Here is a 24,325-nt window from a genome sequence, read left to right on the forward strand (position 1 = left end):
GAGCTAATATATCTGAAGAGCCCCTGGATTATATTTGGGCTTTCTGATTTAATGCCGGGCTCTGAGTTTCTACGGAGCCCTTTTTTATGTCTGACAAATGGCGACATCCGCTGACTATCTTTATTCTGGGTGCTGTATCCGCCCTGATTGTACACTCCGTGCTATTTCCCTCTTTTAATCAATCCGATGGTATGCAGGTGGTTTTCCATAATGGCAGTGATCAGCTGATACAAAGCATCCGGCTGGATTTCGGTCATAGTAACGGGCAGTCTTCTATCCAGACTTTCAGAATAGCGGGAGGAGAAGACAGAGCGTTATTACTCAACCATGAACCGGGTATGGGCTTTAATGTTGTGGTGACCTGGGTCGATGGAATCAGCCAGGAATTCTGTGCTCTGAAAGGTGATGAAAGATCCAGTGCCATTATTCCGTTAACCCGGTGATTGCTGCATAATGCACGCTTTTTGCGAGTACTGGCCTGCATGTATCTGAATTCTGACTGGCGAATCCTGACCATCGGTGACGGTGACTTTTCTTTTTCTCTGGCATTAATGCAGACGGTTAAACCCCGGCATCTGACCGCGACCGCTTATGATTCTCTGGCTGAAATTACAGAGAAATACGGCGATCAGCATTATCAGGATTTACGTGCTCTGCAGTGCGACGTGCTGACCGGGTTTGATGTAACCTGCCCGGATAGCTGGCAGGGGCTGTCGCTTAATCAGTTTGATGCAGTGATTTTCCAGTTTCCTCTGATGCCTGGATTTCGCTCAAAAGAAGAGTTCATGGAAAAAGCTGCAGGAGCCAGTACAAACCTGCTGAATCGGCGTCTGCTTCGACAGTATCTGGTTCACTGCGAGCGTTTCTTTCTTGACCCGCAAGGAGCCGGACTGGCGATCATTACGTCAAAAGATGTTAAGCCGTATCGTGAGTGGAATCTTGAGTATTCACTGGCGATAAATACCGACATGCACTATCTCGGCTATTTACCCTTTCAGTCTGATGAATTTCCCGGTTATAAAGTGCGCAATGTTGACCGGGATAAACATGTGAAAGACACCAAAGGGCTGAGCTATTACTGGAGCCTGGATCAATCCCGTCAGCTGAAAGCGTCGTTAAATTATCCTGCCTGGCTGCAGCATGGTCTTCAGTCTGGAGACTACTGTGCTTTGTGTCGCACAGGGCCTTTTGCCAGTGACAGAGATGCCCGAGAACACCTTTTATCCCGCAGGCATAAGGTACTGCAGCAATATGAGGATGACTGGCGTCAGGACTGCGCGTCTGAATCGGATTCCGGCAAATCCAGCCAGCTGACAGCGCCCTGACCGTATTCTGCTAACTGGTCGTCCGGGTTTCTGATCGGGCAATACGCTAATGACAGGCAGCCACAGCCAATGCACTGATCCAGTTCATCTCTGAGCCGGGTCATTTCCATTATTTTCCGGTCCAGCTCCGCACGCCAGATTTTTGAAAGCTTCTGCCAGTCTGATTTGTCCGGCGCTTTCTCAACAGGCAAATTAGCCAGGGCCTGCCGGATCTGTTCCAGAGTAAACCCTAATTGCTGGGCTGATTTTATAATGGCGATGCGACGAAGCACCTCCCGGTCAAAACGCCGTTGATTGCCATTATTGCGCCAGCTTCGGATCAGCCCTTTCTCTTCATAAAAATGCAGTGTTGCAATGGTAACTCCTGCTCTGGAGGCTACTGCCCCGACGGACATCGCTTTTTCCGGACGTTTTTTTACTGACATCGTACTGGTTTCCTGTCGCTGAATAACCGATGGGAGTGCAGGATTAAATTATCCCTTGACCTCAGGTTAACCTGAGGTTTTAGAGTTGGCTCCCACCATACATGGATCAGAAATAAACAGGAAGCCAATAATGATTTTTTTACTGCAACCCAGAGTCGCCCGGCTATTAGCCGGACGCTTTTTTGAAGGTATCTCGGCAGGGCTTTTAATGATGGCTCTGCCCTGGATATTGCTTAAAGATGGTAATAATGGTTCTGTCGTGGCTATTATTGCACTGATCTGTACCCTGTGTTCGTTCTTGCTGACCCCGTTCTTTTCCACCGCCGTTGATCGTTATTCAAGAAAAATGATCATGGTGATAGTACAGCTTGCTCAGGCCATCGCGGCGCTGTTTTTATTGATTGTGTTCACCCTGCCTGCAGAGGTCAGTGATCTGGCCCGCATACTGAGTATTGCTGCTGTTCAGCTGGTATTCTGGGTGTCGGCTGATCTGGCCTGGAATACAACCGGGGCGTTTATTCAGGAAAACTTTCAGCCAGATGAATATCCCAGAATCAGTGCATACCAGGAAGTGATGATGCAGGGGGTTATGCTGACCTCCGGCGGCTTCGGAATCCTGTTGCTTGAGTCATGGAGCCTTAGCCAGTTCGCGTTATTTGCATTATGTGCCTCAACCTTATCGGCGCTGTGCTACAGCACCATGCCTTATCTGCGAAAACTCAGAGAGCATATTGAACAGAGCTTTCATGGCCAGTTAGTCGAGACCCGGAAGATTTTTCTCCGAGACCCTCAGTTAATGATTTTCCTGGCGATGTCATGCTTGTCTTATCCTGTTCTGACTTATCTGGTGAAGCTGGTGCCGGTTTTTCTGGCCGAGCAGGGCTACAGCGGTGAATGGTTTGCCATCTGGAAATCCAGCTATGGTCTGGGGGCGATGGTTTGCGGGTTAGTGATTACTGTACTGCTGGTTAAATTTCGCTCTGACCTCCTGATGGTGGTATCTGTATTACTGATTGCGCTGTCTTTAAGTGTGATGGCTGTTGTTACTGAGCCGGTCGTTATTATTGTGATGACTCTGGGAATCGGCTTTTTTAATGCCACCAACAGAATCAGCCGGATCAATCGTATGAATCTGACAACAGATATTCAGGAAAGGGGCAGAATTGATGGCGGCTTAAAGATGTTTTCTATTCTGATGCAAAGCCTGAGTTATATGCTGATTGCGCTGCTGTCATCCTGGCAACTGACCCACTATGGTTTTGCGGTGGCGGCGGTGGTTATGTTGCTGGCTGGAGGCTATATGTACCGGTTTCAGGCGAAAACACAGAGACAAATAAAGCTGATTGCTGAAAATAGCTGAGTAATCTGCCATAGGGTCATGATAATAGGTTGGCTAAGGGGGGATTGGCAGTGCCGTGGGCGCTGGTAATGGCGATAGCCAGATCTATGTAACCGTTATGCCGTATCTGTTCTTAGTAGCAGAAAACGGGTGTCGTAATAATCTGATTAACAGGCTTTTTACCGTGTATGAGATAAGGGATACAGGATGATCTTGACATTAAGTCTGAATCACTTTATGTTTCAAACATTCGTTTGATAGAGAGGTGGGCATGGCTCAGTCTGATACTGTAAGTCGTATTCTGGATACTGCTGAGACGCTGTTTGCTGAGAAAGGTTTTTCGGAAACATCGTTAAGAACCATAACCGGAAAAGCAAAAGTTAATCTGGCAGCAGTGAACTATCACTTTGGCTCGAAAAAGGCTTTAATCCAGGCTGTATTTGCTCGCTATCTGGATCCGTTCTCCGTTCGTATAGACGAAGAGATGGATCGTCTGGAGGCTGAGTATCAGGGGCAACCAATACCTCTGGATGTCGTGCTGTCGACCTTTACCAGCGCCATTATTACTATGCCGAGCCCGACTAAAAATGGTTTGTCTGTTTTTATGCGTTTGCTGGGCCTGGCCTACACGCAGGCTCAGGGACATATGCGTCGTTATCTGCAGGATCAGTATGGCCCGGTCTTCTTCCGCTTTACCGATATGGTAAAAAATGCCTCCAGTGATTTGCCTGACGTTGAGCGTTTCTGGCGTCTGCACTTTATGCTGGGGGCCGCTATTTTTTCTATGTCGAGTCTGGAAGCTCTGAAGGATATTGCCGAGCAGGATTACGGTGAACACACTCGTGTCAGAGATGTTATTCAGCGTTTAATTCCTTTCGTGACTGCGGGTATGTCTGCCCCTTTGCCTGAACTGGCCGGTGCGCAGGACGAAGTATCCTGACTTTATCTCTCTATTGACCTGCTGACAGATCGGATTGGTTTGTCAGTGGCTGTTTTTTCTGCCTTCAGATAAGTGGATTAAATCATGTTAAATCCGAAGCTGCCTGATAACTGGCCCGCTTATGCTGCCAATAATCGCTGGTTACGGGTACAGATTCAGACACAGACTCTGTATCTGCTGGAGAAAGATACGGTACTGGATCACTGGAGTATTTCAACGGCTCTGAATGGCCCTGGAGAGCAGGAGGGCAGTGGCTGTACACCCAGAGGCTGGCACACCATTCGGGCGAAAATTGGTGATGGATGTCCGCAGGATGCCGTGTTCGTAGGACGGCGCTGGACTCAGGAGTGTTATTCTGAGGCGCTGGCAGCCCGATACCCTGAACGGGACTGGATTCTTGGTCGTATTCTATGGCTGAGTGGTCTGGAACCCGGATTTAACCGTTCAGGACAAGTTGATACGATGCGTCGCTATGTTTATTTTCATGCTACTCCTCCGTCAGAGCCGATGGGTATTCCTCTGTCTCATGGATGTATCCGTATGACAATGAGCGATATTACTAATTTATTTGATCTTATACCCATCAGGGCTTCGGTATATATCGACTGATCCTGTTATATCGTGATTCTACTCAGATTCATGTTCCGGGCAACCTGGTCGGGTTTATCCGATTTTTGTTGTATTTGCCATAAAACGCCTTCTTTATATTGTTGCTGATTTTGCCTTAAACCGGCCAGATATTTATTCGTTGATGGCTTTTTTGCTAATCCGGCTATTTTTTTTCTGGCCGTTATTTGATAAATTTGCGCGTTTAATCATTTATATGTATCTGAACAAGCGTATTTCGTTATTTTCCAGTCCGGTGGCTGGAAAATACGGCAAGGTTTTGCAGGAAAACGTTTGTTCGGTTGCTTAAGACACAGGAATATCCCGATTATGGCCCATGGTCCTCTAATGCTTGATCTGGACGGTTATGAGCTGACAGAGCAGGAACGCCGTTTGCTTGCAGACCCTCTGGTGGGTGGCCTGATTCTGTTTACCCGTAATTACCGTGACCCCTGGCAACTACAGGCTCTGATTCATGCTGTGCGTGAAATCAGACCTGAAATTCTGATTGCTGTGGATCATGAGGGGGGCAGAGTTCAGCGCTTTCGGGATGGTTTTACCCGTATTCCGGCAATGGCCCGGATTGGCACTCTGTTTCATGATGATCCGGAAGCTGCGCTGGAGCTGGCGTGGGATACCGGATGGTTAATGGCGTCAGAGTTGCTGGCCTATGGGATTGATTTCACTTTTGCACCTGTGCTGGATCTGGACTACGGTGTCAGTGAAGTGATCGGTGACAGAGCTTTTTCCCGTCGGCCGGAAATTGTTACCCGGCTGGCGGATGCGCTGATTGAAGGTATGCATGAAGCAGGAATGCCTGCGATAGGTAAGCATTTCCCTGGTCATGGCTATGTTGTGGCGGATTCTCATACCGACCTTCCGGTTGATAGTCGTACTCTGGAAGAGATTGATCAGAGCTGTCTGAAACCGTTTACGGCACTGTCTGCTCAGTTAGATGGTGTTATGCCTGCCCATGTGGTGTATGAACAGGTTGATGCCAGGCCTGCCGGTTTTTCACCTTTCTGGCTGAAAGATGTCTTGAGACGCAAACTGGGCTTTAAAGGTGTTATTTTCAGTGATGATCTGGGGATGGCCGGAGCGCATGTCGCCGGAGATTTTCGTGCCAGAGCCGTTGCTGCGCTGGAAGCAGGGTGTGATATGGTACTGGTATGTAACGACCGGGAAGGTGCTTTACAGGTTCTGGATGGCCTTAAAGATTATGATTTTTCCCCACGTTCACAGCAACGCCTTGCAGAACTTCAGGTTATGTCCCGTCCTGGTCTGGATTCGCTTGATTCTGATCCAAGATACAATCGGGTCGCCGACCAGTTAGAAGCGCTTAACTGATTTTTATTTCTTATACTTACAGCTATCCCTTTTATAATTTTTCTGACTGATCAGTAATTCTGTATCAGTCAGGTGTATTTTATTATCTGAACAAACAACAGACATTGGAAAACGAACAATGCCGGTAGAAAGTAACCTGGAACAAATTAATAAAGTGTTTGCCGAAGCAGACTGCCTGTGCACCAAAGAGCAGGTTGACGCTGCTCTGGACAAAATGGCAGCGGAAATCACAGAACAACTGGGTGATAAACTGCCGGTAGTATACTGTGTAATGAACGGTGGTCTGATTACCACGGGCCACCTGCTGACGCGTCTGGAGTTTCCTCTGGAAGTGGACTACATTCACGCAACCCGTTACCGTGGTGAAACCACGGGTGGCGAGCTGTACTGGAGAGTACCACCAGAAGTGAACATGGAAGGTCGTTCAGTCATTATTGTGGACGACATTCTGGACGAAGGTCATACACTGGCTGCAATTCTGGACTACTGCAAAGAGCAGGGTGCCAAAGAGGTATACAGTGCTGTTCTGGTTGATAAGCAGCATGACCGTAAGGCTCAGCCTGGTATGAGAGCCAGCTTTACAGGTCTGGAAGTTGAAGACCGTTATCTGTTTGGCTATGGCATGGATTATCAGGGTTTCCTGCGTAATGCACCTGGTATCTATGCGCCAAAAGGGATGTAATTTTCCCTGATGTACATAAAAAGCCGCAGACTCCTGAGCTGAGTTCTGCGGCTTTTTTTATTCTGCTGTTTTATTTGTCCTGCTTCCCGGGCAGGAAATGGAGATTATTTTATGCTGGCAATTATTGGTGGAACCGGGTTGACCCGGATGCAAGGGCTGAATGTGATCAGCAGTAATAAGGCGGATACCCGTTGGGGTGAGGCTTCAGGGGAGATTCTTAAAGGGCAGCTGGCCGGGCAGGAAGTATTATTTCTGGCCCGTCATGGCCACCCTCATACTATTCCTCCTCATAAAGTGAATTACCGGGCCAATATTCAGGCTCTGAAAGATGCTGGTGCCAGTGCGATTATTGCTGTGAATGCGGTAGGGGGAATACATCCGGATTGTGAACCGGCAGGGCTTATGATTCCAGATCAGATCGTTGATTACACTTATGGCCGCGAGCATACTTTTTTTGCAGAAGATCTGGATGAGGTCGTACATATTGATTTCAGCTGGCCCTACGATGAAAAGCTGCGTCAGATTCTGATTGGTAATGCCCGGAGTCTGGATCTGGCCGCATTGGAGCAAGGTACTTATGCCGCTACCCAGGGTCCTCGGCTGGAAACTGCCGGTGAAATACGACGTCTGGCTAACGATGGCTGCGATATTGTCGGCATGACGGGGATGCCTGAGGCGGCGCTGGCCCGTGAGCTGGATCTGCCTTATGCCTGTGTTGCTCTGGTGGTCAATATGGCTGCAGGCCTGACGGATGAAATTATCACGATGGCTGATATTGAAAAGGCATTGCATGATGGTATGGGTAAAGTACTGGATTTATTACAGGCCAGTATTAAGTCTTATGACGAAGTCTGATCCGGGGGCTGAAAACACGGATTTTACTCCCGTATAACTGCTTTCCCATCGTCTTCCAGTCTCTTTAATAGCCCGTGTTATTAAAGAGACTGTTCTCCGTCATAAAAAAGCCAGAAAGTCGTCACTGACTTGTCACTCCCGAGTTTTATTCTGTCAATAGATAAGGCATGAGCCCGACAGGACTTCAGAGGGAGAAGTTAAGTGAAAGAACAACAAATCAAAGCGGCCATAACAGAGTTTTCTATGTATCTTGATCAGGCGCTTAGCCAGCCTGTTTCACTATCATTACGCGCCAGCTTATTGCATGAAGCAAAGAAACTGGATGATACGATGAAAAAAATTGTCACAGGGCAGGATGCTCGTGAACAGTTTTTTATCAATACTCTGGAGCATTTTGTCGCCTGTGCTCGTCTTGAGCGCACTGATATGCTGACAGCTTCCTGCCTGGCTATGAAGGGAGAGGTTCAGCGTCTGGTTCAGAGTGTGCCTTACCAGGCATCCGGCATCAACAGTGGAGCGAAAGGTGTGGCAGGCAGAGATGGCATTGCTGGTGCCTGATTTGATTAGTATCTGACAAAACACAGTAATTATAAGCAGAGTGAGTCAGGCTTACTCTGCTTTTTTATATCAGATCACAACGGATTTGTGTTATCAGAGCTGTTGCTCTGATAATCTTCAGCTGTTGTTCAGAAGTTTTTCCCTGCGAATCAGCAGCATTTTGTTGACACCCTCTTCAATAGCTTGCGCAACGTCAAATTTAGGGAAAGCAGGTGCCAGTTTCTTTCTGATATCGACAATATCCGTACCTTCCTGGAAAGTGCCAATAGGCAGCTTTACATCTTTGATCAGTTTGCCTCGACGGATCTTAATCTTATTAATAGTGTTCCAGGCCAGAAAGAAACGTTTCTCATCTTCCAACGGTTCCAGATCAATGGTTACCAGATCACTCAGAGCCCGATCCATTTGTACGCCACTAATCAATTGACCATCAGGATGAAGCACACCTTCCTTTTTCAGATGTTCTTCCAGACCCTCCCGGTCATTTTCTGCCGCAATCACTTTATCTTTCGCTAGCTGCTTAATGGCTTTGGTATCGCCAAAAACCGCATTGCCTTCATAATCCTTTATGTCAAACGTTGGACGGAACATATCGTTAAAGCCGGTGTAAAAGCCCAGCGTCATATATTGGCGGCTCATGGATTTATCCTGTTTTCGTTTCTCGATAGTCGCTTGCTGAAATTCTTACGATCAGTCTGTTCTGATCATACGGCTTCACGAAGAGTGCTGAGCTTCCGTAAATGCTGCTTACAACACGTAACGTTAAGCTAATAACTAACATGAAAATACAACCGTCAGCTTTCTGGTTGTATTCGCTTTTGTTATTAATTATTGCTTATTTTCTCGATCCGTGAGTCGGAATTTGAGCATCTGTCAGATTATATGCTTTTTATAGCATAAAAAACGAGCTTTAACGGGCTGATTTTGTTTGAATATTTATAATATGCCAGAAAACGCATATTTTGTGCCGCTCGGGGTCGCTGTTCTGGCTTCAGATGAAAATTAAGGCGCTGCAGTCAGGTTGCGTGATAAATCATGTGTCAGATCCTGAATAACTTCCTGTTCACCCTGTCCCTGTTCCAGTTGATTCCTGCATTCTGCCGGAGCTTTACCCGTCCAGCGTTTGAATGCTCTGGAAAAATTACTGACATGGGAAAAGCCTAAACGGTAGCTGATTTCAGCAATAGGGACGTGAGACTGGCGAATATAAAGCAGAGCCAGTTCTTTTCTTACATTGTCCAGCAACTGTTTATAACTACTGCCTCGTTCTTTCAGCTTCCTCTGCAAGGTGCGTGTGCTCAGATTCATGGTTTGCGCCATAGTTTCCATATCCGGCTCCCCTTCCGGCAGAACCTCGAGTAGTCGATAGTAAACCTGATTCACGATATCAGTACGGTCAAAACGAGCGATGTATTCTGCGCAGATCTGATCATTTTTCTGAGCCAGTTCTGAGTTTGCTGTTGGCAGTGGGGTATCTGCTATCTGACTATCAATTTCCAGCCAGACAGTGTCCTGGTCGAATTCAATCGGACATTTGAACATACGATCAAAACTGCCCATATCCATGAGTGGCATTTTTCTGGGCAAGCCAATACGCAGAGGTCTGAAACGTCCCGGGAAAATATGGCGGCAGGTCAGTACAACCGTCGCGATAAAAGCTTCATATTGTGCGTCACTCAGAATGGGTTCATAAGTAGGGTAGGCTTTACCCCAGATGCGGATACGATCTTCAAACTCTTCACAGCCGCCATAAGCACAATTTGTGAATACTTTGCTGTACTTGACGACTCGATACAGGCCTTCACGAATATTATTGCCCGCCCAGATAGAAAACCCCAGAGCATGCCATGATGTTGGTCGCATCATCCGCCCTACCATAAGCCCGAATGCCGGATCACCGCTGGCTTCCTGTGCCAGCTGGAACAGGCGGGATGTGCGCGTGACTTCAAAGCGACTGTTCGGGTCCCTGGCGGTTTCCAGATCAATACCGGCCTGTTCAAACAGAGGTTCACTTTTAACGTCATATTCTTCCAGGGCTCTGGATATCGCAATCACCCACCCACATAAGGTAGTTGCCGTTCGCATCATAGTGATTCTCCGCCTTTTACAGGTAATTATTATTGTTGAGCAAGGGTATGGACGCTTAGCTGAAGGATTCATTCATATGTTTGAATGGTGGCGGATAATGATAACCGGCGCAAGTATCAAAATTTAATTGCTTGTATCACAGGGTAAAAAGCATCAGATGACAAGTCGTCAGGCCATTAGCTAAGAAGGCAACACAGATAAAAAAGAGCGGTAAAAGTACCGCCCAAAGCTCGCCAAAAGGTAAGACAGATCGTTCGGCCACACTCACAGGATCACTGTTTGTTTAGCCTGAACCTATGGCGTTTGATCTACACCAGCGCTCTGGTGTTGTGACTGGTTTTATCGTTTCGGGTGCGCGACTGCTTTTTCAGCAGTAAGCGTGCCAGAGCAGGTAACAGGATCAGTGCCCCCAGCATGTTCCAGACAAACATAAAGGTCAGCAGAATCCCCATGTCAGCCTGGAACTTAATGGGCGACCAGGCCCAGGTTGCGACGCCGATGCCTAGCGTCAGGCCGGTAAAGGCAACGGCTTTACCTGTGCTTTTCAACGTCAGATAATAGGCCTGATTCAAGTTGAAGCCCTGTTTCAGGAAGCTCTCCAGACGGCTATAGATGTAAATACCGTAATCAACACCAATACCCACTCCCAGAGCAATTACAGGCAGAGTGGCCACTTTTACGCCAATACCCAGCATTGTCATCAGTGCCTGACACAGCACCGACGTCAGAGCCAGAGGAGCAATAATGCAGACCACTGTGCGCCATGAGCGGAAGGTGACAAAGCACAACAGGCTGACAACACCGTATACCCAGGCCAGCATTTCATACTGAGCGCTTTCGATCACCATATTGGTGGCGGCTTCAACACCAGCATTACCGGCGGCCAGTTTGAATTCAACCGCGGTGTCCGGGTTTTGCTGAATATAGTCTTTGGCAAATGCCACTACGCCCGTCAGTGTCTCTGCTTTATGGTCATCCAGGAAGATAACGACGGGGACCAGGTTACAGGCACTGTTAATCATGCCTGGTGGCACATGCTTTCCACTGGTTGCAGCATTCAGCACATACTGATTGGGTAGCAGTGTAGCCCACTTAAGACTGCCCTCGTTCATGCCAACAATACCCCGTTTGGCAACATCGACCATGGAAACAACAGATTGTACGCCCGGAGCGCTTTCCATATGCCACTGGAAGCGTTCAATGCTGGCCAGAGTCTCGTAACTGACACACTGGGCGTCGGCTGTTTTCGCCATAACCACAAAGACATCAGTACTGGTCGAGTAATTCTCGGTAATGAAAGCATTATCTTTGTTGTAACGGGAATCTGCCCGGAGCTCCGGAGCACCGGCATCCAGATCACCAATTTTCAGATTCTGGCTGTAATAGCTGCCCAGAGCAAAAGCGCCGACGGCCAGTAAAATAGCAATGGAGGCTGCTTTCGGCTCGGTAAAACGAGCCAGTAAAGACCAGGCTTTGTCATTTTGCTGACCTGGTTTCTCTTCTGGTTCTGTTTTGCCATTCACTCCGCTATAGGACAGCAGTACCGGCAACAGCACAAGATTGGTCAGCACGATGGTCGCGACACCGACACTGGCAGAGATCGCCAGATCCTGAATAACGGCGATATCAATAATCATCAGGGTAACGAAACCCAGGCCATCACTGAACAGGGCAATAAAACCCGGAATATAAAGGGCTCTGAAGGCCAGGCGAGCAGCCGTTACTTTATCTTGACCTGCACCGGTTTCCTGTGCAATACGGTTAACAACCTGAACACCGTGACTGACAGCAATAGCGAATACCAGGAAAGGTACCAGCATAGAGTAAGGGTCAAGGCCAAAGCCCAGGCTCTGTAGTAAACCCTGTTGCCAGATAACCGCCACGACGGAACACAGCAGAGGAATCAGCGTGCTGCGCCAGCAGCGTGAATACAGATAAAGCAAGACCAGGGTAATGCCCAAGGCCACGATAAAGAAGATTGCAACCTGAACAGCACCTTCAATCAGATCACCAACGACTTTGGCAAAACCCGTAACATGGATCTTAATGGTGTCTGTCTGATATTTATCGCGTACCAGGTGTTCAATATTTCTGGATAGCTTCTGATAGTCAATGGGCAGCCCTGTCTGCGGGTCAACGCTGTACAGTGGGGCCAGAATCATAGCCGACTTCATGTCGTTTGCGACCAGAGAACCGATAGTACCGGACTTGAGTACATTGGTTCTCAATTGTTGCAGGCTGCTCTCTGAACCATCCCATGTTTTGGGAATCACCGTGCCTCCGACAAAGCCTTCTTCGGTGACTTCAGTCCAGCGCACATTCGGGCTCCAGATCGACTTAAGTCCAGAACGGTCAATGCCGTTAATGAAAAAAACTTCATCGCTGATCTGTTTTAGTTTTTCCTGGAACTCTGCCGTAAAAATATCCCCTTCCGTAGTTTCTACTGCAATTCTCAGGCTATTGCCCAGGCCTGTCAGATCTTTTCTGTGTTCCAGGAAATTGGCGATATAGGGGTGATTGGCCGGAATCATTTTTTCAAAACTGGCATCGACGTCCATCTGAGTGGCCTTCCAGCCCAGAAAAACAGTAGCCAGCAGACAAAGCAGGATAACCGGCAAACGCATACTGAACAGTGCTTTCTCTACTGCTGCCTCTGAATCTTCCAGAGGATGCATAATATGATGGTCGATGATATCGTCACGACGACTCATGGGATCTCCTCCGAATTATTGTTTCTGATGCTGGCGGGCGGTTTGATCCACAGGCCAGTTAATCAGACGAATACCACCCAGTCCGGTCAGAGCCAGTAAGTTGTCACTGACTTTCAGGCCTGAGCTGATAGGCAAAGAGCGAGGCAGACGGATACGTTGTAGTTCTGGTTTTGTCTGATGGTTGCTCTGTTTCAGATCCGCTTGCCAGACAGAGCCTGAACCACCCAGCAGAATTAACTGGTCTGCAGTGGCAATAGCGTTCATGACTGATTCTTTACCCGGAACATCCAGTGCGTGCCAGCTGTCCCCCTGATCATAGGAGATAAAAGCATTGCCTCGCAGGCCATAAGCGATCACGGCATTATGTTGTGCCAGCCACTGAAAGCCGAAAAAAGACCCTTCATAAGGCGAATCCAGCCGGAGCCAGTCTGCACCTGCGTTATCCGAACGGTACAGAGTGCCTGCTTCGCCCGCCATAAACAGGGTATCTCCGGATAACTGACCAATACTGTTAAAGTGGAAGCCATCCGGGTTCGGGACTCTGGACATCGCAGGTTGCCAGCTTTGTCCGCCATCGGTGGTATGGAAGATCATGCCATAAGCACCAACAACCCAGCCCTGGTTGCGATCTTTAAACCAGACGCTGAGCAGAGGTTTACCGGCTCCCTCTTCTGTTGCAACCTGAGCATCTTCCAGTTTGAATTCCAGTTCCTCCAGCACCAGTTCGGCATCTTCTCGGGCGATATCGTCCAGTTGATCCAGGCTGTTTTCCAGAGACTGTTTTTCCTGTTCATAGAAACGAAGGGTCATGTGATTAATCTGATGGCCATCCAGTTGCAGCTTCCAGCTTGAACCGCCATCACTGGTATGGAGTACAACACCGCCATGACCTGTTGCCCAGCCATGCTGTTCATCAACAAACCATAGGTCTGTCAGGGCTGTGCTGACTGGTGTAGCAATCTGCTGCCAGCTCATACCCTGATCTATTGAACGAAGAATATACCCCCTGTCACCTGCTGCCAGCAGAGCGGGGCCTGCTCGGGTGATATCCAGCATTAAGGCTTTACTGGCCTTTGTGGATATACCAGAAGCTTGTTGAACTCTATCGGTACTGGCGTGAGTAACCGGGGGAGTAATCATTGCCATCAGCGCTGCCGTGATTCCCAGAATACGGGCCGCAGAGCCTGTTTTGCGTAAAGCATGAGAGATAAACCGGACCGGTGAAGCAACATGGCCCGGAGTTTTTCGACAGACAGGGCGACAAAGTACACTGTCAGTATTCTGAGTATGATATCTGCTTTCTGGTATCCGGAACGGCTGACCGGAGTCAGAATCAGGCCGCGAGCGTGCTACACGGAGAAGATCAGTCATATATGTAAACCTGATTATTATCATTATTTTTTTGAGGCCACCTTACATCTCTGTTATCTGAAGTGATCTGTGGTCAGCAGCCAGATAACAGACATGGGGCAGCCCAGGCGAGAGTGCTTAGCATAGGTGTAGTAAGAAAGAATAGCGGACTCTTTACACGCCAGTTTGTTATCTTTAAGGCAAACGAATGTTTGAAAAAGGTCGCAGGAGATAATAATAATGGAATTTGCAGATATAAGTTTGGCGCTCAGGGATTCCAGTATCCCGCAAGGGCTGACATAACATGCGAAGGACAGCAACCAGTCAGGTCTGCTTTCTGAAGACAACGGCAGCGTTTCTGACTGCTATGATCAATAGGCAATCAGTTGACTGGTACCCAATAAATCTAATTTAGCTGAACACCTTAACCAGGTTGGAATCTCTATGAGCCAGAATAATAACAACAACATCCGGGAGCCAGGCTTCCGAACCGCCGGAATCAGAAGAACACCTGTCAGTGCAGCCGTTGTTGCGGCGATTATCAGTGGTTCTTTTCTCGCCAATGCAGCGCATGCTGCGAATTTCACTTTGGGGGAAGTGGAAGGGAACTTCACTTCTCAGCTGTCACTGGGTGCCAGCTGGAGGATGGAAGACCCTTCTAAAGATCTGTATGCGCCAGGTAATGGTGGCAATGCAGGCAGAAGTAACACCTCCGATGATGCCACTCAGAACTTTAAGAAGGGAGAGACATTTTCACAGATCTTTAAAGGATCTCATGATCTGGAGCTGAATTATCAGAACTTTGGGGCTTTTGTTCGTGCTAAGTACTGGTATGACGCTGAGCTGAATGATGGCCGCCGCGAGCATGGTCATCTGGGCAATAACTACCAGTCAGGGGCTAAGCTGAACGATTCTGGTTTCAGTGACTATGCCAAATTTTCTGGCTTCGAATTAATGGATGCCTTTGTCTATGGTTCCTTTGAACTGGGTGACAAACCTCTGGATCTGCGTTTAGGTAAGCAGGTTGTAAGCTGGGGTGAAAGTACCTTTATTCAGGGTGGTGTTAACTCTATTAACCCGGTTGATGTATCCGCTTTCCGTCGTCCGGGCGCTGAAGTTAAAGAAGGCCTGTTACCGGTTAATATGCTGTACGGAAATTTGGGCGTAACCGATAACCTGAGTATGGAAGGTTTTTATCAGCTTGACTGGGCTAAAACCGAAATTGATGGTTGTGGTACTTATTTCTCAACCGCTGACTTCGCTGCAGACGGCTGTAATGGTGTGACCTTTGCCTCTAGTATGCCGGATGAAATGAACCTGCTGGTGCCAGGTGCGAAACTGTCCCGTAAAGCGGATGATGAAGCACAGGATGATGGTCAGTTTGGTCTGGCATTCCGCTATTACGCTGAACAGGTTGATACCGAGTTTGGCGCTTACTATCTGAACTACCACAGTCGCTCGCCTTATATTAATGGTTTCCGTTCCAGCACAGGTCCTAACTCTCTGGCTCTGGCCCAGACACCAGATCTGGACTTCGATGGTTCATACCAGATTGCATTCCCGGAAGATATTCAGGTCTTTGGTCTGAGTGCCGCAACTAATGTTGGTTCATGGGCTGTATCCGGTGAAATCAGCTACCGTCCTGATATGCCGATTCAGATTAATGGTAATGACCTGCTGTTCAGTCTGTTGTCTGACGGTATGACGGGTATGGGGGCTGCTGATGACCTGCTGCCGACTACGGCGCCAGGGTCTGCTGTTAAAGGCTATGACAAATATGATGTGGTTCAGCTGCAAAGTACCGGTGTGAAATTTTTTGATCAGGTGCTGGGTGCCAGTCGTCTGAGCCTGGTCAGTGAAGTAGGTTTCATCTTCATCAATGACTTTGATAATGCAGAAAAAGGTGGTCACCGTTACGGCCGTAACTCTGTATTCGGTACGGCGGCACCGGGTGTTGGCGATGGTTTCGTAACTGATTTCTCCTGGGGTTACCGTATGCGCGCCAACCTGAGATACAGTGATGTATTTGCCGGTGTGAACCTGACACCTTCTATTGCCTGGTCTCATGATGTTAAAGGTTATTCTCCTGCACCTGCTCAGCAGTTTAACGAAGGACGCAGAGCTGTCAGCCTGGGGCTGAAAGCAGACTACATGGATACTTATACTGCCAGTATCTCTTACACCAGCTACTTTGGTGGTGACTTTAATGAGCTGAAAGATCGTGACTTTATGGCACTGAATCTGGGCGTATCTTTCTGAGGCAGGTTTTGCAGAGGTTTATATGACAATGTTTAAAAAGAATAAAATTGTAAAAGCACTTTTTATGTCAGGTCTTTTGACTGCAGGCTCCATAGCAGGCACAGCTCTGGCAGCCGTCAGCGAATCAGAAGCGGCTAAGCTGGGGCAGGAACTGACCTGGGTAGGTGCTGAGAAAGCAGCCAATGCAGATGGTTCTATCCCTGCCTGGGATGGTGGCATTAAAAATCTGACAGAGGGAACAGATCCTTTTGCCGGTGAACAGCCTCTGTTCACGATTACGGCACAGAATATGGCTCAGTATAAAGACAAGCTGTCGGCGGGTCAGATCGCCCTGTTCGAAAAGTACCCTGATACTTATAAAATGCCGGTCTATCAGAGCCACCGTACGGCATACTTCCCACAGAAGGTCTATGATCTGGCGAAGAAAAACGCCATTCAGACTGAGCTGGCTGAAGGCGGTAATGGCTTAGTAAATTTTGATGAAACGATTCCTTTTGCTATTCCTCAGAACGGTCTGGAAGTGATCTGGAATCATATTACCCGTTATCGCGGTGGTTCGGTTGAAAGAACGATGGCTGTTGCACCCGTGCACCAGAATGGTGATTTTACGACCTACCGGATTCAGGACAAGCTGGTATGGCCTCACTATCTGACCGACGGCTATAAAGAAGATAAAGACAGCAATATGCTGTTCTACTTCACCATGAAAGTTCTGGCACCAGCTCGTCTGACCGGTAACGTACTGTTAGTGCATGAAACCCTGAACCAGGTAAAAGAAGCCCGTAAGTCCTGGGTGTACAACGCAGGTCAGCGTCGTGTACGCCGTGCCCCTCAGGTTTCTTATGATGGTCCGGGCTTTGCGGCAGACGGTCAGCGTACCTCGGATAATTTTGATATGTTTAATGGTGCTCCGGATAAGTATGACTGGAAGCTGATTGGCAAACAGGAAATGTATATTCCATACAATGCCTTTAAGCTGGCATCTAAGGACCTGACGTACAAAGATATCCTGATGCCAGGTCACCTGAATCCTGAAAACACCCGTTATGAGCTGCACAGGGTCTGGGTTATCGAAGCGGATCTGAAAGACGGCGAGCGTCATATCTACGCTAAACGTCGTATGTATATCGACGAAGATTCCTGGCAGGCTGCAGTCGTTGACCACTACGATGGTCGTGGTGAACTATGGCGTGTGGCTGAAGCACATAAAGTACAGTATAAGTCAGGTGACGCACCCTGGTATGCTATGGAGACTCTGCATGATCTGCAGTCTGGCCGTTACCTGACCACAGGTATGACCAACGAGGAATCCGTAGGACTGGATTTTGGCATCAAAGCTAAGCACTCAGACTTTACCCCTGCTGCAATTCGCCGTGAGGGTAAGCGTTAATGCTTAACTGATTTCCCCTCTCTGCTCTGCCTTGACCCCGGTTTTTAGCCGGGGTTTTTTGTCTATCTGGTAAAGCCTCAATCCTGTCTGAAAGAAGGTTAATACGAATGGCGCAAGGGCGTCATTACTCAATGGTTGGTCTTAAGGATGCTCTTCTGCTGTGTCTCTCGTAGCCCGATGATCATCTGACTCAGCATTGAGAGCTATCTTGATAGTGATTTTTGTGAGCATATGCCGAAAAACGTTCAACCCTTTGCCGGGTCTACCGCTGACGCCGTTTATCAGCTCTTACTTTGCTGCCTTTATTCTGCCCCAGTGCCCTGGCACGCAGTGATTTTTTTGAAGGTTTGCGTTTTCCTCTGTCAGCTTCTTCCTGTGCCATGAAGTCAGGCTCAAAGCCTGCGAACCATTGCATAAGGAATTCTTCGCCGGTGAGTGTTTTTACCTCTTCAAACAGGTATTTTTCTTTATGAGAGACCAAAGATACAGCAACGCCGGTTTGCCCGGCACGGCCAGTACGGCCAATACGATGTATATAGTCTTCGGCATTGTATGGCAGTTCAAAATTAATGACGTATTGCAGCTCTTTAATATCCAGGCCACGGGCTGCAACGTCGGTGGCCACAAGCGCCCGCACTTTACCGTTTTTAAACTCCTCTAATCCCCTATCACGGGCTCCCTGGGACTTATCACCGTGAACCGCGACAGCTTTGATGCCATCTTTGGCTAATTCTTTTACCAGTTCATCCACCGCTTGTTTGGTGCGGGTAAAAATCAGTACCTGTTGCCAATTATTTGAGCCAATCAGGTAGGCAAGCATCGCAGCCTTTCGCTGAGTATCCACTTCATAAAAGCGTTGTTCAATTTTTTCTGCCGTGGCGTTACGTTCGGCGACCTCAATCAGTTTGGGTGCATTTAAGATGGTTTTACTCAGGGCAAATACATCATCATTAAAGGTGGCAGAGAAAAATAAAGTCTGGTGAGTGTCAGGAAGGCGCTTCAGGATGCGATTAATATCCGTGATAAAACCCATGTCCAGCATCCTATCGGCTTCGTCGAGTACCAGGGTTTCAATGTGGCTTAAATCGATCAGTTCTTTGATGACCAGTTCAAGTAATCGCCCCGGGGTTGCTACCAGTACATCACAACCCTTGTTGAGTGCTTCAATCTGAGGGTTAATGCTTGCACCGCCATAGGCAACTACGATGTTAAGCTCTGAATCCTGGCTGTATTTCAGGAAGCTTTTATATACTTGCTGTGCCAGCTCGCGTGTTGGTGTAAGCACTAATACACGTATGGCTTTTTCGCTATTCTGATTGAGTCGTGTCAGATCTCGATGAATCAAAGGTAATGCAAAGGCCGCTGTTTTACCGGTGCCAGTTTGTGCCCCGGCTAAAACATCATGGCCTGCCAGCACCTCTGGTATAGCTTTCAGCTGAATCGGTGTAGGTGTCTGATAGCCAAGGGATTCTAATACTGCCAATAAATCTGAATGCAAACTAAGAGATGCAAAACTCATAACCAGACACCTGAAAAAATTAAGATAGTGGATTGTAACACTGAACGCTTAAAAGTCTGATTGAGTCCCTGAAAACAGGGGTAAACCCTGCAGCCATTTCTTCCTATTTATGCTCTTTGGCTTTTTTATAGGCTTCCTGGCTGATGGCTACCGTTTCTGCTGTGTTGCCTGGCATACGTGGTGTTGCTTCGGGAGTTTCCATTTTTGTACCCGTTGAGTTTACTGCTTTGTATTGACTGGATTTAAACAATTGAGATGGGCTGGATATCCGCATAAAAAATACTCCTGAATGGTTAATGATATCTACCTTGTCATATTTGTCTGGCAAAAGCTAAGTCAATCGGGTTGATCGTTGGCCGTTTTCAATATAGTGGCAGAGATGGGGCCCTTGTCAGGTTCTGCTCTGTTTAAAGGGGAGCATTATATTGTATGTGTGGCTTAACAGAATTTGTCATAAGCAATAGTCATTAGATCAATATCATTTTTTTTTGTAACTTTATGTGATTAAATGCAATAAATTAACATTAGAGCAAATAGATTAATCATATAACTCAATTTGTCAGCAGATATTCGAGTGATAGCAAGAATGGTACAAAAACTCCGGATTACAATGCTTATGGGACTGGTAACTTTGTTAGCAGGATGCGAACAATCTTCAGATAGTGCGTCAGAGCAAACATCAAACATTAAAACGGAACTGCTTGCATATATCGGCATCACTATGGCGAAACCGATGGCTGAAATTTTCGATATCATGGAGTCCCGTTATGATATTAAAGTCACTATGACACAAGGAGGATCTGAGGATCTTTATCAAAGCCTGAAGTCATCCAGGTTGGGCGATCTTTATATGCCCGGTTCTGCTTCATACCGGGAACGTCATAAGAAAGATGGGTTACTCGGTGCATACGAAGATATCGGGTTTAACCAGGCATCGCTGATGGTGGTTAAAGGAAATCCCAAAAATGTCCGGGCTGATGTCAACGAGCTGCTACGTTCAGATCTGGATATTGTGGTGTGTAACCCTGATAGTGGCAGTATTGGTAAAGAAAGTAAGAAAATTCTTTCATCCGTTGGAATCTATGATCAGGTTTTCGAAAAATCTCAGTATTTGACGACAGACTCACGCAACCTGAATAAAGCACTCCGTGTAGGCGATGCTGATGTCATTCTGAACTGGCGCGCTACTGCGTTTTTCCCGGAGAATCGCCCAAATACAGAAATTCTTGATCTACCTGTAACAATGGCTAAACCTAAAAAACTGCAACTTAATCTGCTGACTTTTTCTGATAATCCGGAAGCCGCGAAAAAAGTGATGGAGTTTGCCGCATCTGGTGAAGGTCAGGCTATTTTCCGTAAATATGGTTTCCTTGATGCCAAAGGCAACGCTGAGAAATAGTGATAAATGCAAAAAGATCACCTGAACCAGAATAAGTTAAGTTTAGGCCTGATGAGGCGTAATCGAACTTTTGTTCTGATGAGTGTACAGATCGTATTATTTTTGGTTGGGTTTATCTGGCTGATCGGTATTCATCTGTTTGTTCTTTATAAACTGTCAGCGCTTGAGGATACTTATTCCAATGAGCAATCAAGGATTATGCTGGCAGAACAGATTAATCAGAATCTGGCTCTTCTGGAGTCCAATCTTTATGAAATGGCGGTAACCCAAAGAGAAAAGAATATCAGCCGGATCTCAGCGGCTTCAGAAACATACATTCAGGAAGTGCGGGACATTCTGAAAGTCCTTAATGGCGGCGGCACGTATTCCAGGCAAATTGACGTAAATCTTGAAAGCTCGGACAAAATAGTCAACTCCATTCACTACACGCGTACTGGTGAAAGCTCGCCGTATGTATTAGAGATTATTGACCTAACGCCTAAACTGGCAGAGATCGAAGAGAAGATACAGGTTCTGAAAGCCCTCTTAATCAAGAGAGATACGGCGCAGAAAAATGGCCTTCAGGATGAGTATTTATCCAGTTTGACAGAAGTTAAACGCTTTCTGAAAAAAGCCCCTCCTTTGTTCCGGAGAATGCAGGAAAATATTAATCGTATCTATGCAAAAAGCCTGATTCAATTTCAGGAAATCGAGCGTGATATTGAACAACGCAAACACAGATACGATATCTTAGAAGCTGTCATTGCTATTGTGACTATTCTGCTGGTTGCTGTCATTGGTTTTGTTATTGCACGCAGGATCTTGAAAACAAATATTCAGCTGGAAAATGCCCTTGAACATGCCGAATTACTCAAGGATGTCGCTCAGGAAGCTGAAAGACGGAATGCGGTTATTAAATCTATTCTGGAGCTTTCGGTTGAAGAGCTGACGCTACCCCAGATTATGAATCAGGCGTTGGAACAAATTATCTCTGTTCCCTGGTTAAGCGTAGAGGCTCAAGGCAGTATTTTCCTGGCAGATGTTGAAAATAAAAACCTGATCTTAACTGCTGAATACAATCTGGCTTCAGAGTTACAGGTTTTATGTAAAAATGTCCCTTATGGTAAATGCCTGTGTGGACGAGTAGCGGCCAGCGGTGAGACCGTATTTGCTCCTCATATGGACCACAGACATGACATCACGTTCCAGGGTATTGCACCGCATGGCCATGTCTGCATGCCGATTCGCACGGGTGACAATCTGTTGGGCGTATTAAATCTGTATATTGTAGATGGATGTGACCGTGATCAGATTAATGAAGAGTTTTTACAGCTTGTCTGTAACACTCTGGCCAGCATAATTGATCATAAAAGAGCTGAAGAGAAGTTACTTCTGGCGACTCAAAAAGCTGAGGAAGCAAATCAGGCAAAATCAGAGTTTTTATCGACCATGAGCCATGAAATTCGAACTCCGATGAATGGGGTGATTGGAATGACAGGGTTATTGATAGATACTCCGTTAAATGATCAGCAGCGTTATTTTACAGAGACCATACGCTATTCCGGGGAAGCTCTGCTTACCATCATCAATGATATTCTTGATTTCTCCAAGATTGAGGCGAGTCACCTGACACTGGAAGAACATCCTTTTGATCTGAAACAGCTGATTGACAGCGTTCTTGAAATTCTTGCGCCTAAGGCACGTGAAAAAGGTATTGAATTAGGCCTGATTCTTTCCCTGAATTCTCACCAGGCCTATATCGGAGATTCAGGGCGTGTGCGTCAGATTCTGGTAAACCTTATCGGAAACGCGATCAAGTTCACGGATAAGGGTGGTGTGAGAGTTATTGTAGGGCGTTGTCTTCTGTCTGAAAAAGACGCTTTGAAGATCAGTATCATGGATACTGGCATAGGTATGGAGCCAGATGTGATTGATACTCTGTTCCAGAGCTTTTCACAGGCAGATTCTTCTATATCGCGGCGTTATGGTGGCACGGGTCTTGGTTTAGCGATCAGTCGGCGTTTAGCGGAGGCAATGGGCGGTGAGATATCTGTTGAGAGTACTCCTGGAAAGGGATCAACCTTTACTGTGATTCTGCCTCTCCCGGTGTCAGAGCAGCCGATAGAAAGTCCGGGGCGCTCATCCGGGATACAGACACTTGAGCAGTCAGATGTTTCCCTGACACTATCAGAACCGGTGGACTCTGCAATTTCTTGTCATGCCTTGAAGGATGCTCCAGGGTTGATACCAGAGACATCAGATAAACATGAACAGTTCCAGGTGTCAGATCACCAGAGGTCTGTGAAAGAAACAGGAAAGCTCAGAATTCTGCTGGCAGAAGATAACCAGATAAATCAGCAGGTGGCTATTCACATTATAAAAACACTTGGACATCATGTGGATACTGTCTCTGATGGGCAGGAAGCTGTGGATGCGGCTGAAAACTATCAGTATGATTTAATTCTGATGGATATGCAGATGCCTGTCATGGACGGACTGGATGCAACCAGAAGGATTCGTCAGCGTGCTCCGGATCTTCCGATTATTGCACTGACAGCAAATACTCAGCAAAAGGATATTGATGCGTGTTTTGAATCAGGAATGAATGAATACCTGGCTAAACCATTCCGCAAGCAGGAACTTTCTGATGTGATAACCCGGCTTGTAAGCGAAACCTGATTGCAGATCCGGGTATCAGTGAAGTCTTATTGATGTATCAGGCGCTAACTACACAGAGATGGGTCGTAGTATTTGTTTCAGAGTATGAATATCAATTCAATATGGTATCCAGGGACAAGAGTTAAGTCCTGTCAGTCATTGCTTTAATGGTTGTTTTCTAAAATAATGCAGGTTTTCTTTTTGCATTCGCAAAATACCTGCTTTAGTCATTATTTTTGCAAGAGGCTGGCTATGCCATTTATTCGTATCTTGTCTGTGATCCTGCTATGTGCAACGATTAACGCCTGTTCAACTCGCGAAGCCACCGAGCAATTTCGTGGTTCTACCAGTCAACGCTTGCTGACCTACAGTATTAATAATCTGATGGCTCAGTTGCCCGAAGAAGATTTTAAACCTTTCGCGGGGCAGCCAGTTTACGTGAGAAGTCATTTCATTGAAGCTTCACAAACACTTAATTACACAACACAGCGTTTATACCTGGAGCTGACCAGTCGTTTGCACTTGAATTTAGTTGATTCTCCGGAAAAAGCCCGTTACGAGCTGGATTTTTTCTTTACTTCTCTGGGAACCGATAATGACGTTTTTGGCTTGACCATTCCTGTCTTCTGGGTTGGCGGTGAGCAGCCATCACTGGATATTCTTGCTGTGCGTATGTACCACGGTGTAAGTGAGATGTATTACTACTCTAAAGATAAAAAGACCGGAATAGTGACGCCTTATTCCCGTATTCTCAACAGAACAAGAACTGATCGTTTTGCGACGCCTTTCTTTAGTTTTCCTGTTGATGATCTGGATGAAAAGTCACTGCTGGACTAACAATATATTCAACCGGGTGGAATGTGATTCTGGCAACAGCCATTTCCCCCGGTATTCA

21 protein-coding genes are annotated in these 24,325 nt (G+C 47.0%); 14 read left to right on the forward strand and 7 right to left on the reverse strand.

What is annotated here, in order from left to right:
* Positions 1–86: 86 nt before the first annotated feature.
* Positions 87–443: a hypothetical protein gene (locus H4O21_RS13090; RefSeq protein WP_182809326.1), complete on the forward strand. Its 357-nt coding sequence runs from the start codon at positions 87–89 to the stop codon at positions 441–443.
* A gap of 39 nt (positions 444–482) precedes the next feature.
* On the forward strand, positions 483–1,325 hold the full coding sequence (locus H4O21_RS13095) for a class I SAM-dependent methyltransferase (protein ID WP_182809379.1): 843 nt from the start codon (positions 483–485) through the stop codon (positions 1,323–1,325).
* On the opposite strand, the gene soxR is transcribed toward H4O21_RS13095, so the two are convergent.
* Complete coding sequence (gene soxR / locus H4O21_RS13100; RefSeq protein ID WP_182809327.1) at positions 1,268–1,750, reverse strand: redox-sensitive transcriptional activator SoxR; 483 nt, start codon at positions 1,748–1,750, stop codon at positions 1,268–1,270. The genes H4O21_RS13095 and soxR overlap by 58 nt on opposite strands.
* 130 nt (positions 1,751–1,880) lie before the next feature.
* On the opposite strand from soxR, the gene H4O21_RS13105 reads away from it, so the two are divergent.
* The 7 genes from H4O21_RS13105 (at position 1,881) to H4O21_RS13135 (ending at position 8,077) form a co-directional block, all read left to right on the forward strand.
* Positions 1,881–3,110 carry an MFS transporter gene (locus H4O21_RS13105; protein WP_182809328.1) on the forward strand — a complete coding sequence of 410 codons (1,230 nt, stop codon included), beginning with the start codon at positions 1,881–1,883 and terminating at the stop codon, positions 3,108–3,110.
* Between the two features lie 250 nt (positions 3,111–3,360).
* Positions 3,361–4,029 (forward strand): TetR/AcrR family transcriptional regulator, encoded by a 669-nt coding sequence (locus tag H4O21_RS13110; RefSeq protein ID WP_182809329.1) that lies wholly within the window; start codon positions 3,361–3,363, stop codon positions 4,027–4,029.
* Positions 4,030–4,113: 84 nt separating this feature from the next.
* A complete protein-coding gene (locus H4O21_RS13115; protein WP_182809330.1) occupies positions 4,114–4,638 on the forward strand; it encodes a L,D-transpeptidase family protein in 525 nt (174 codons plus the stop codon).
* 327 nt (positions 4,639–4,965) lie between these two features.
* Positions 4,966–5,982, forward strand: a complete 1,017-nt coding sequence (gene nagZ, locus H4O21_RS13120; protein ID WP_255487301.1) for a beta-N-acetylhexosaminidase — start codon at positions 4,966–4,968, stop codon at positions 5,980–5,982.
* A 118-nt stretch (positions 5,983–6,100) separates the two neighbouring features.
* Positions 6,101–6,664, forward strand: a complete 564-nt coding sequence (locus H4O21_RS13125; RefSeq protein WP_182809331.1) for a hypoxanthine-guanine phosphoribosyltransferase — start codon at positions 6,101–6,103, stop codon at positions 6,662–6,664.
* 111 nt (positions 6,665–6,775) lie between these two features.
* Positions 6,776–7,519, forward strand: a complete 744-nt coding sequence (locus tag H4O21_RS13130; protein ID WP_182809332.1) for an S-methyl-5'-thioinosine phosphorylase — start codon at positions 6,776–6,778, stop codon at positions 7,517–7,519.
* 201 nt (positions 7,520–7,720) lie between these two features.
* Positions 7,721–8,077 (forward strand): hypothetical protein, encoded by a 357-nt coding sequence (locus H4O21_RS13135; RefSeq protein WP_182809333.1) that lies wholly within the window; start codon positions 7,721–7,723, stop codon positions 8,075–8,077.
* Positions 8,078–8,194: 117 nt separating this feature from the next.
* Here the strand turns inward: H4O21_RS13135 and H4O21_RS13140 are convergent, their stop codons facing one another.
* The 4 genes from H4O21_RS13140 to H4O21_RS13155 form a co-directional block, all read right to left on the reverse strand.
* Positions 8,195–8,716 carry a hypothetical protein gene (locus tag H4O21_RS13140; RefSeq protein ID WP_182809334.1) on the reverse strand — a complete coding sequence of 174 codons (522 nt, stop codon included), beginning with the start codon at positions 8,714–8,716 and terminating at the stop codon, positions 8,195–8,197.
* A 363-nt stretch (positions 8,717–9,079) separates the two neighbouring features.
* Positions 9,080–10,165, reverse strand: a complete 1,086-nt coding sequence (locus H4O21_RS13145) for an AraC family transcriptional regulator (RefSeq protein WP_182809335.1) — start codon at positions 10,163–10,165, stop codon at positions 9,080–9,082.
* A 308-nt stretch (positions 10,166–10,473) separates the two neighbouring features.
* Positions 10,474–12,876, reverse strand: a complete 2,403-nt coding sequence (locus H4O21_RS13150) for an efflux RND transporter permease subunit (protein WP_182809336.1) — start codon at positions 12,874–12,876, stop codon at positions 10,474–10,476.
* A 15-nt stretch (positions 12,877–12,891) separates the two neighbouring features.
* Positions 12,892–14,247 (reverse strand): WD40/YVTN/BNR-like repeat-containing protein, encoded by a 1,356-nt coding sequence (locus H4O21_RS13155; protein ID WP_182809337.1) that lies wholly within the window; start codon positions 14,245–14,247, stop codon positions 12,892–12,894.
* Positions 14,248–14,670: 423 nt separating this feature from the next.
* Between H4O21_RS13155 and H4O21_RS13160 the strand changes: the two genes are divergently transcribed.
* Positions 14,671–16,485, forward strand: coding sequence for a DUF1302 domain-containing protein (locus tag H4O21_RS13160; protein ID WP_182809338.1), 1,815 nt, complete (start codon positions 14,671–14,673; stop codon positions 16,483–16,485).
* A gap of 22 nt (positions 16,486–16,507) precedes the next feature.
* Positions 16,508–17,875, forward strand: a complete 1,368-nt coding sequence (locus H4O21_RS13165; protein WP_255487302.1) for a DUF1329 domain-containing protein — start codon at positions 16,508–16,510, stop codon at positions 17,873–17,875.
* A 262-nt stretch (positions 17,876–18,137) separates the two neighbouring features.
* On the opposite strand, the gene H4O21_RS13170 is transcribed toward H4O21_RS13165, so the two are convergent.
* A complete protein-coding gene (locus H4O21_RS13170; RefSeq protein ID WP_182809339.1) occupies positions 18,138–19,394 on the reverse strand; it encodes a DEAD/DEAH box helicase in 1,257 nt (418 codons plus the stop codon).
* A gap of 103 nt (positions 19,395–19,497) precedes the next feature.
* Complete coding sequence (locus tag H4O21_RS13175; RefSeq protein WP_182809340.1) at positions 19,498–19,668, reverse strand: hypothetical protein; 171 nt, start codon at positions 19,666–19,668, stop codon at positions 19,498–19,500.
* A gap of 342 nt (positions 19,669–20,010) precedes the next feature.
* Between H4O21_RS13175 and H4O21_RS13180 the strand changes: the two genes are divergently transcribed.
* From H4O21_RS13180 to H4O21_RS13190, 3 genes are all read left to right on the forward strand, one after another.
* A complete protein-coding gene (locus tag H4O21_RS13180; protein WP_182809341.1) occupies positions 20,011–20,793 on the forward strand; it encodes a substrate-binding domain-containing protein in 783 nt (260 codons plus the stop codon).
* 6 nt (positions 20,794–20,799) lie between these two features.
* Positions 20,800–23,451: an ATP-binding protein gene (locus tag H4O21_RS13185; RefSeq protein WP_182809342.1), complete on the forward strand. Its 2,652-nt coding sequence runs from the start codon at positions 20,800–20,802 to the stop codon at positions 23,449–23,451.
* A 231-nt stretch (positions 23,452–23,682) separates the two neighbouring features.
* Entirely contained in the window at positions 23,683–24,267 is a 585-nt protein-coding gene (locus H4O21_RS13190; protein WP_182809343.1) for a hypothetical protein, read from the forward strand.
* The last annotated feature ends 58 nt before the right edge of the window (positions 24,268–24,325 follow it).

This window comes from Oceanospirillum sediminis (assembly GCF_014164585.1).
Taxonomy (GTDB): Bacteria; Pseudomonadota; Gammaproteobacteria; order Pseudomonadales; family Halomonadaceae; genus Oceanospirillum; species Oceanospirillum sediminis.

Bases quoted from the DNA above. Each gene is read 5' to 3' on its own strand.
- H4O21_RS13090 (WP_182809326.1), top strand. From the start codon at position 87: ATGTCTGACAAATGGCGACATCCGCTGACTATCTTTATTCTGGGTGCT.
- H4O21_RS13095 (WP_182809379.1), top strand. From the start codon at position 483: ATGTATCTGAATTCTGACTGGCGAATCCTGACCATCGGTGACGGTGAC.
- soxR (WP_182809327.1), bottom strand. From the start codon at position 1,750: ATGTCAGTAAAAAAACGTCCGGAAAAAGCGATGTCCGTCGGGGCAGTA.
- H4O21_RS13105 (WP_182809328.1), top strand. From the start codon at position 1,881: ATGATTTTTTTACTGCAACCCAGAGTCGCCCGGCTATTAGCCGGACGC.
- H4O21_RS13110 (WP_182809329.1), top strand. From the start codon at position 3,361: ATGGCTCAGTCTGATACTGTAAGTCGTATTCTGGATACTGCTGAGACG.
- H4O21_RS13115 (WP_182809330.1), top strand. From the start codon at position 4,114: ATGTTAAATCCGAAGCTGCCTGATAACTGGCCCGCTTATGCTGCCAAT.
- nagZ (WP_255487301.1), top strand. From the start codon at position 4,966: ATGGCCCATGGTCCTCTAATGCTTGATCTGGACGGTTATGAGCTGACA.
- H4O21_RS13125 (WP_182809331.1), top strand. From the start codon at position 6,101: ATGCCGGTAGAAAGTAACCTGGAACAAATTAATAAAGTGTTTGCCGAA.
- H4O21_RS13130 (WP_182809332.1), top strand. From the start codon at position 6,776: ATGCTGGCAATTATTGGTGGAACCGGGTTGACCCGGATGCAAGGGCTG.
- H4O21_RS13140 (WP_182809334.1), bottom strand. From the start codon at position 8,716: ATGAGCCGCCAATATATGACGCTGGGCTTTTACACCGGCTTTAACGAT.
- H4O21_RS13145 (WP_182809335.1), bottom strand. From the start codon at position 10,165: ATGATGCGAACGGCAACTACCTTATGTGGGTGGGTGATTGCGATATCC.
- H4O21_RS13150 (WP_182809336.1), bottom strand. From the start codon at position 12,876: ATGAGTCGTCGTGACGATATCATCGACCATCATATTATGCATCCTCTG.
- H4O21_RS13155 (WP_182809337.1), bottom strand. From the start codon at position 14,247: ATGACTGATCTTCTCCGTGTAGCACGCTCGCGGCCTGATTCTGACTCC.
- H4O21_RS13160 (WP_182809338.1), top strand. From the start codon at position 14,671: ATGAGCCAGAATAATAACAACAACATCCGGGAGCCAGGCTTCCGAACC.
- H4O21_RS13165 (WP_255487302.1), top strand. From the start codon at position 16,508: ATGACAATGTTTAAAAAGAATAAAATTGTAAAAGCACTTTTTATGTCA.
- H4O21_RS13170 (WP_182809339.1), bottom strand. From the start codon at position 19,394: ATGAGTTTTGCATCTCTTAGTTTGCATTCAGATTTATTGGCAGTATTA.
- H4O21_RS13175 (WP_182809340.1), bottom strand. From the start codon at position 19,668: ATGCGGATATCCAGCCCATCTCAATTGTTTAAATCCAGTCAATACAAA.
- H4O21_RS13180 (WP_182809341.1), top strand. From the start codon at position 20,011: ATGGGACTGGTAACTTTGTTAGCAGGATGCGAACAATCTTCAGATAGT.
- H4O21_RS13185 (WP_182809342.1), top strand. From the start codon at position 20,800: ATGCAAAAAGATCACCTGAACCAGAATAAGTTAAGTTTAGGCCTGATG.
- H4O21_RS13190 (WP_182809343.1), top strand. From the start codon at position 23,683: ATGCCATTTATTCGTATCTTGTCTGTGATCCTGCTATGTGCAACGATT.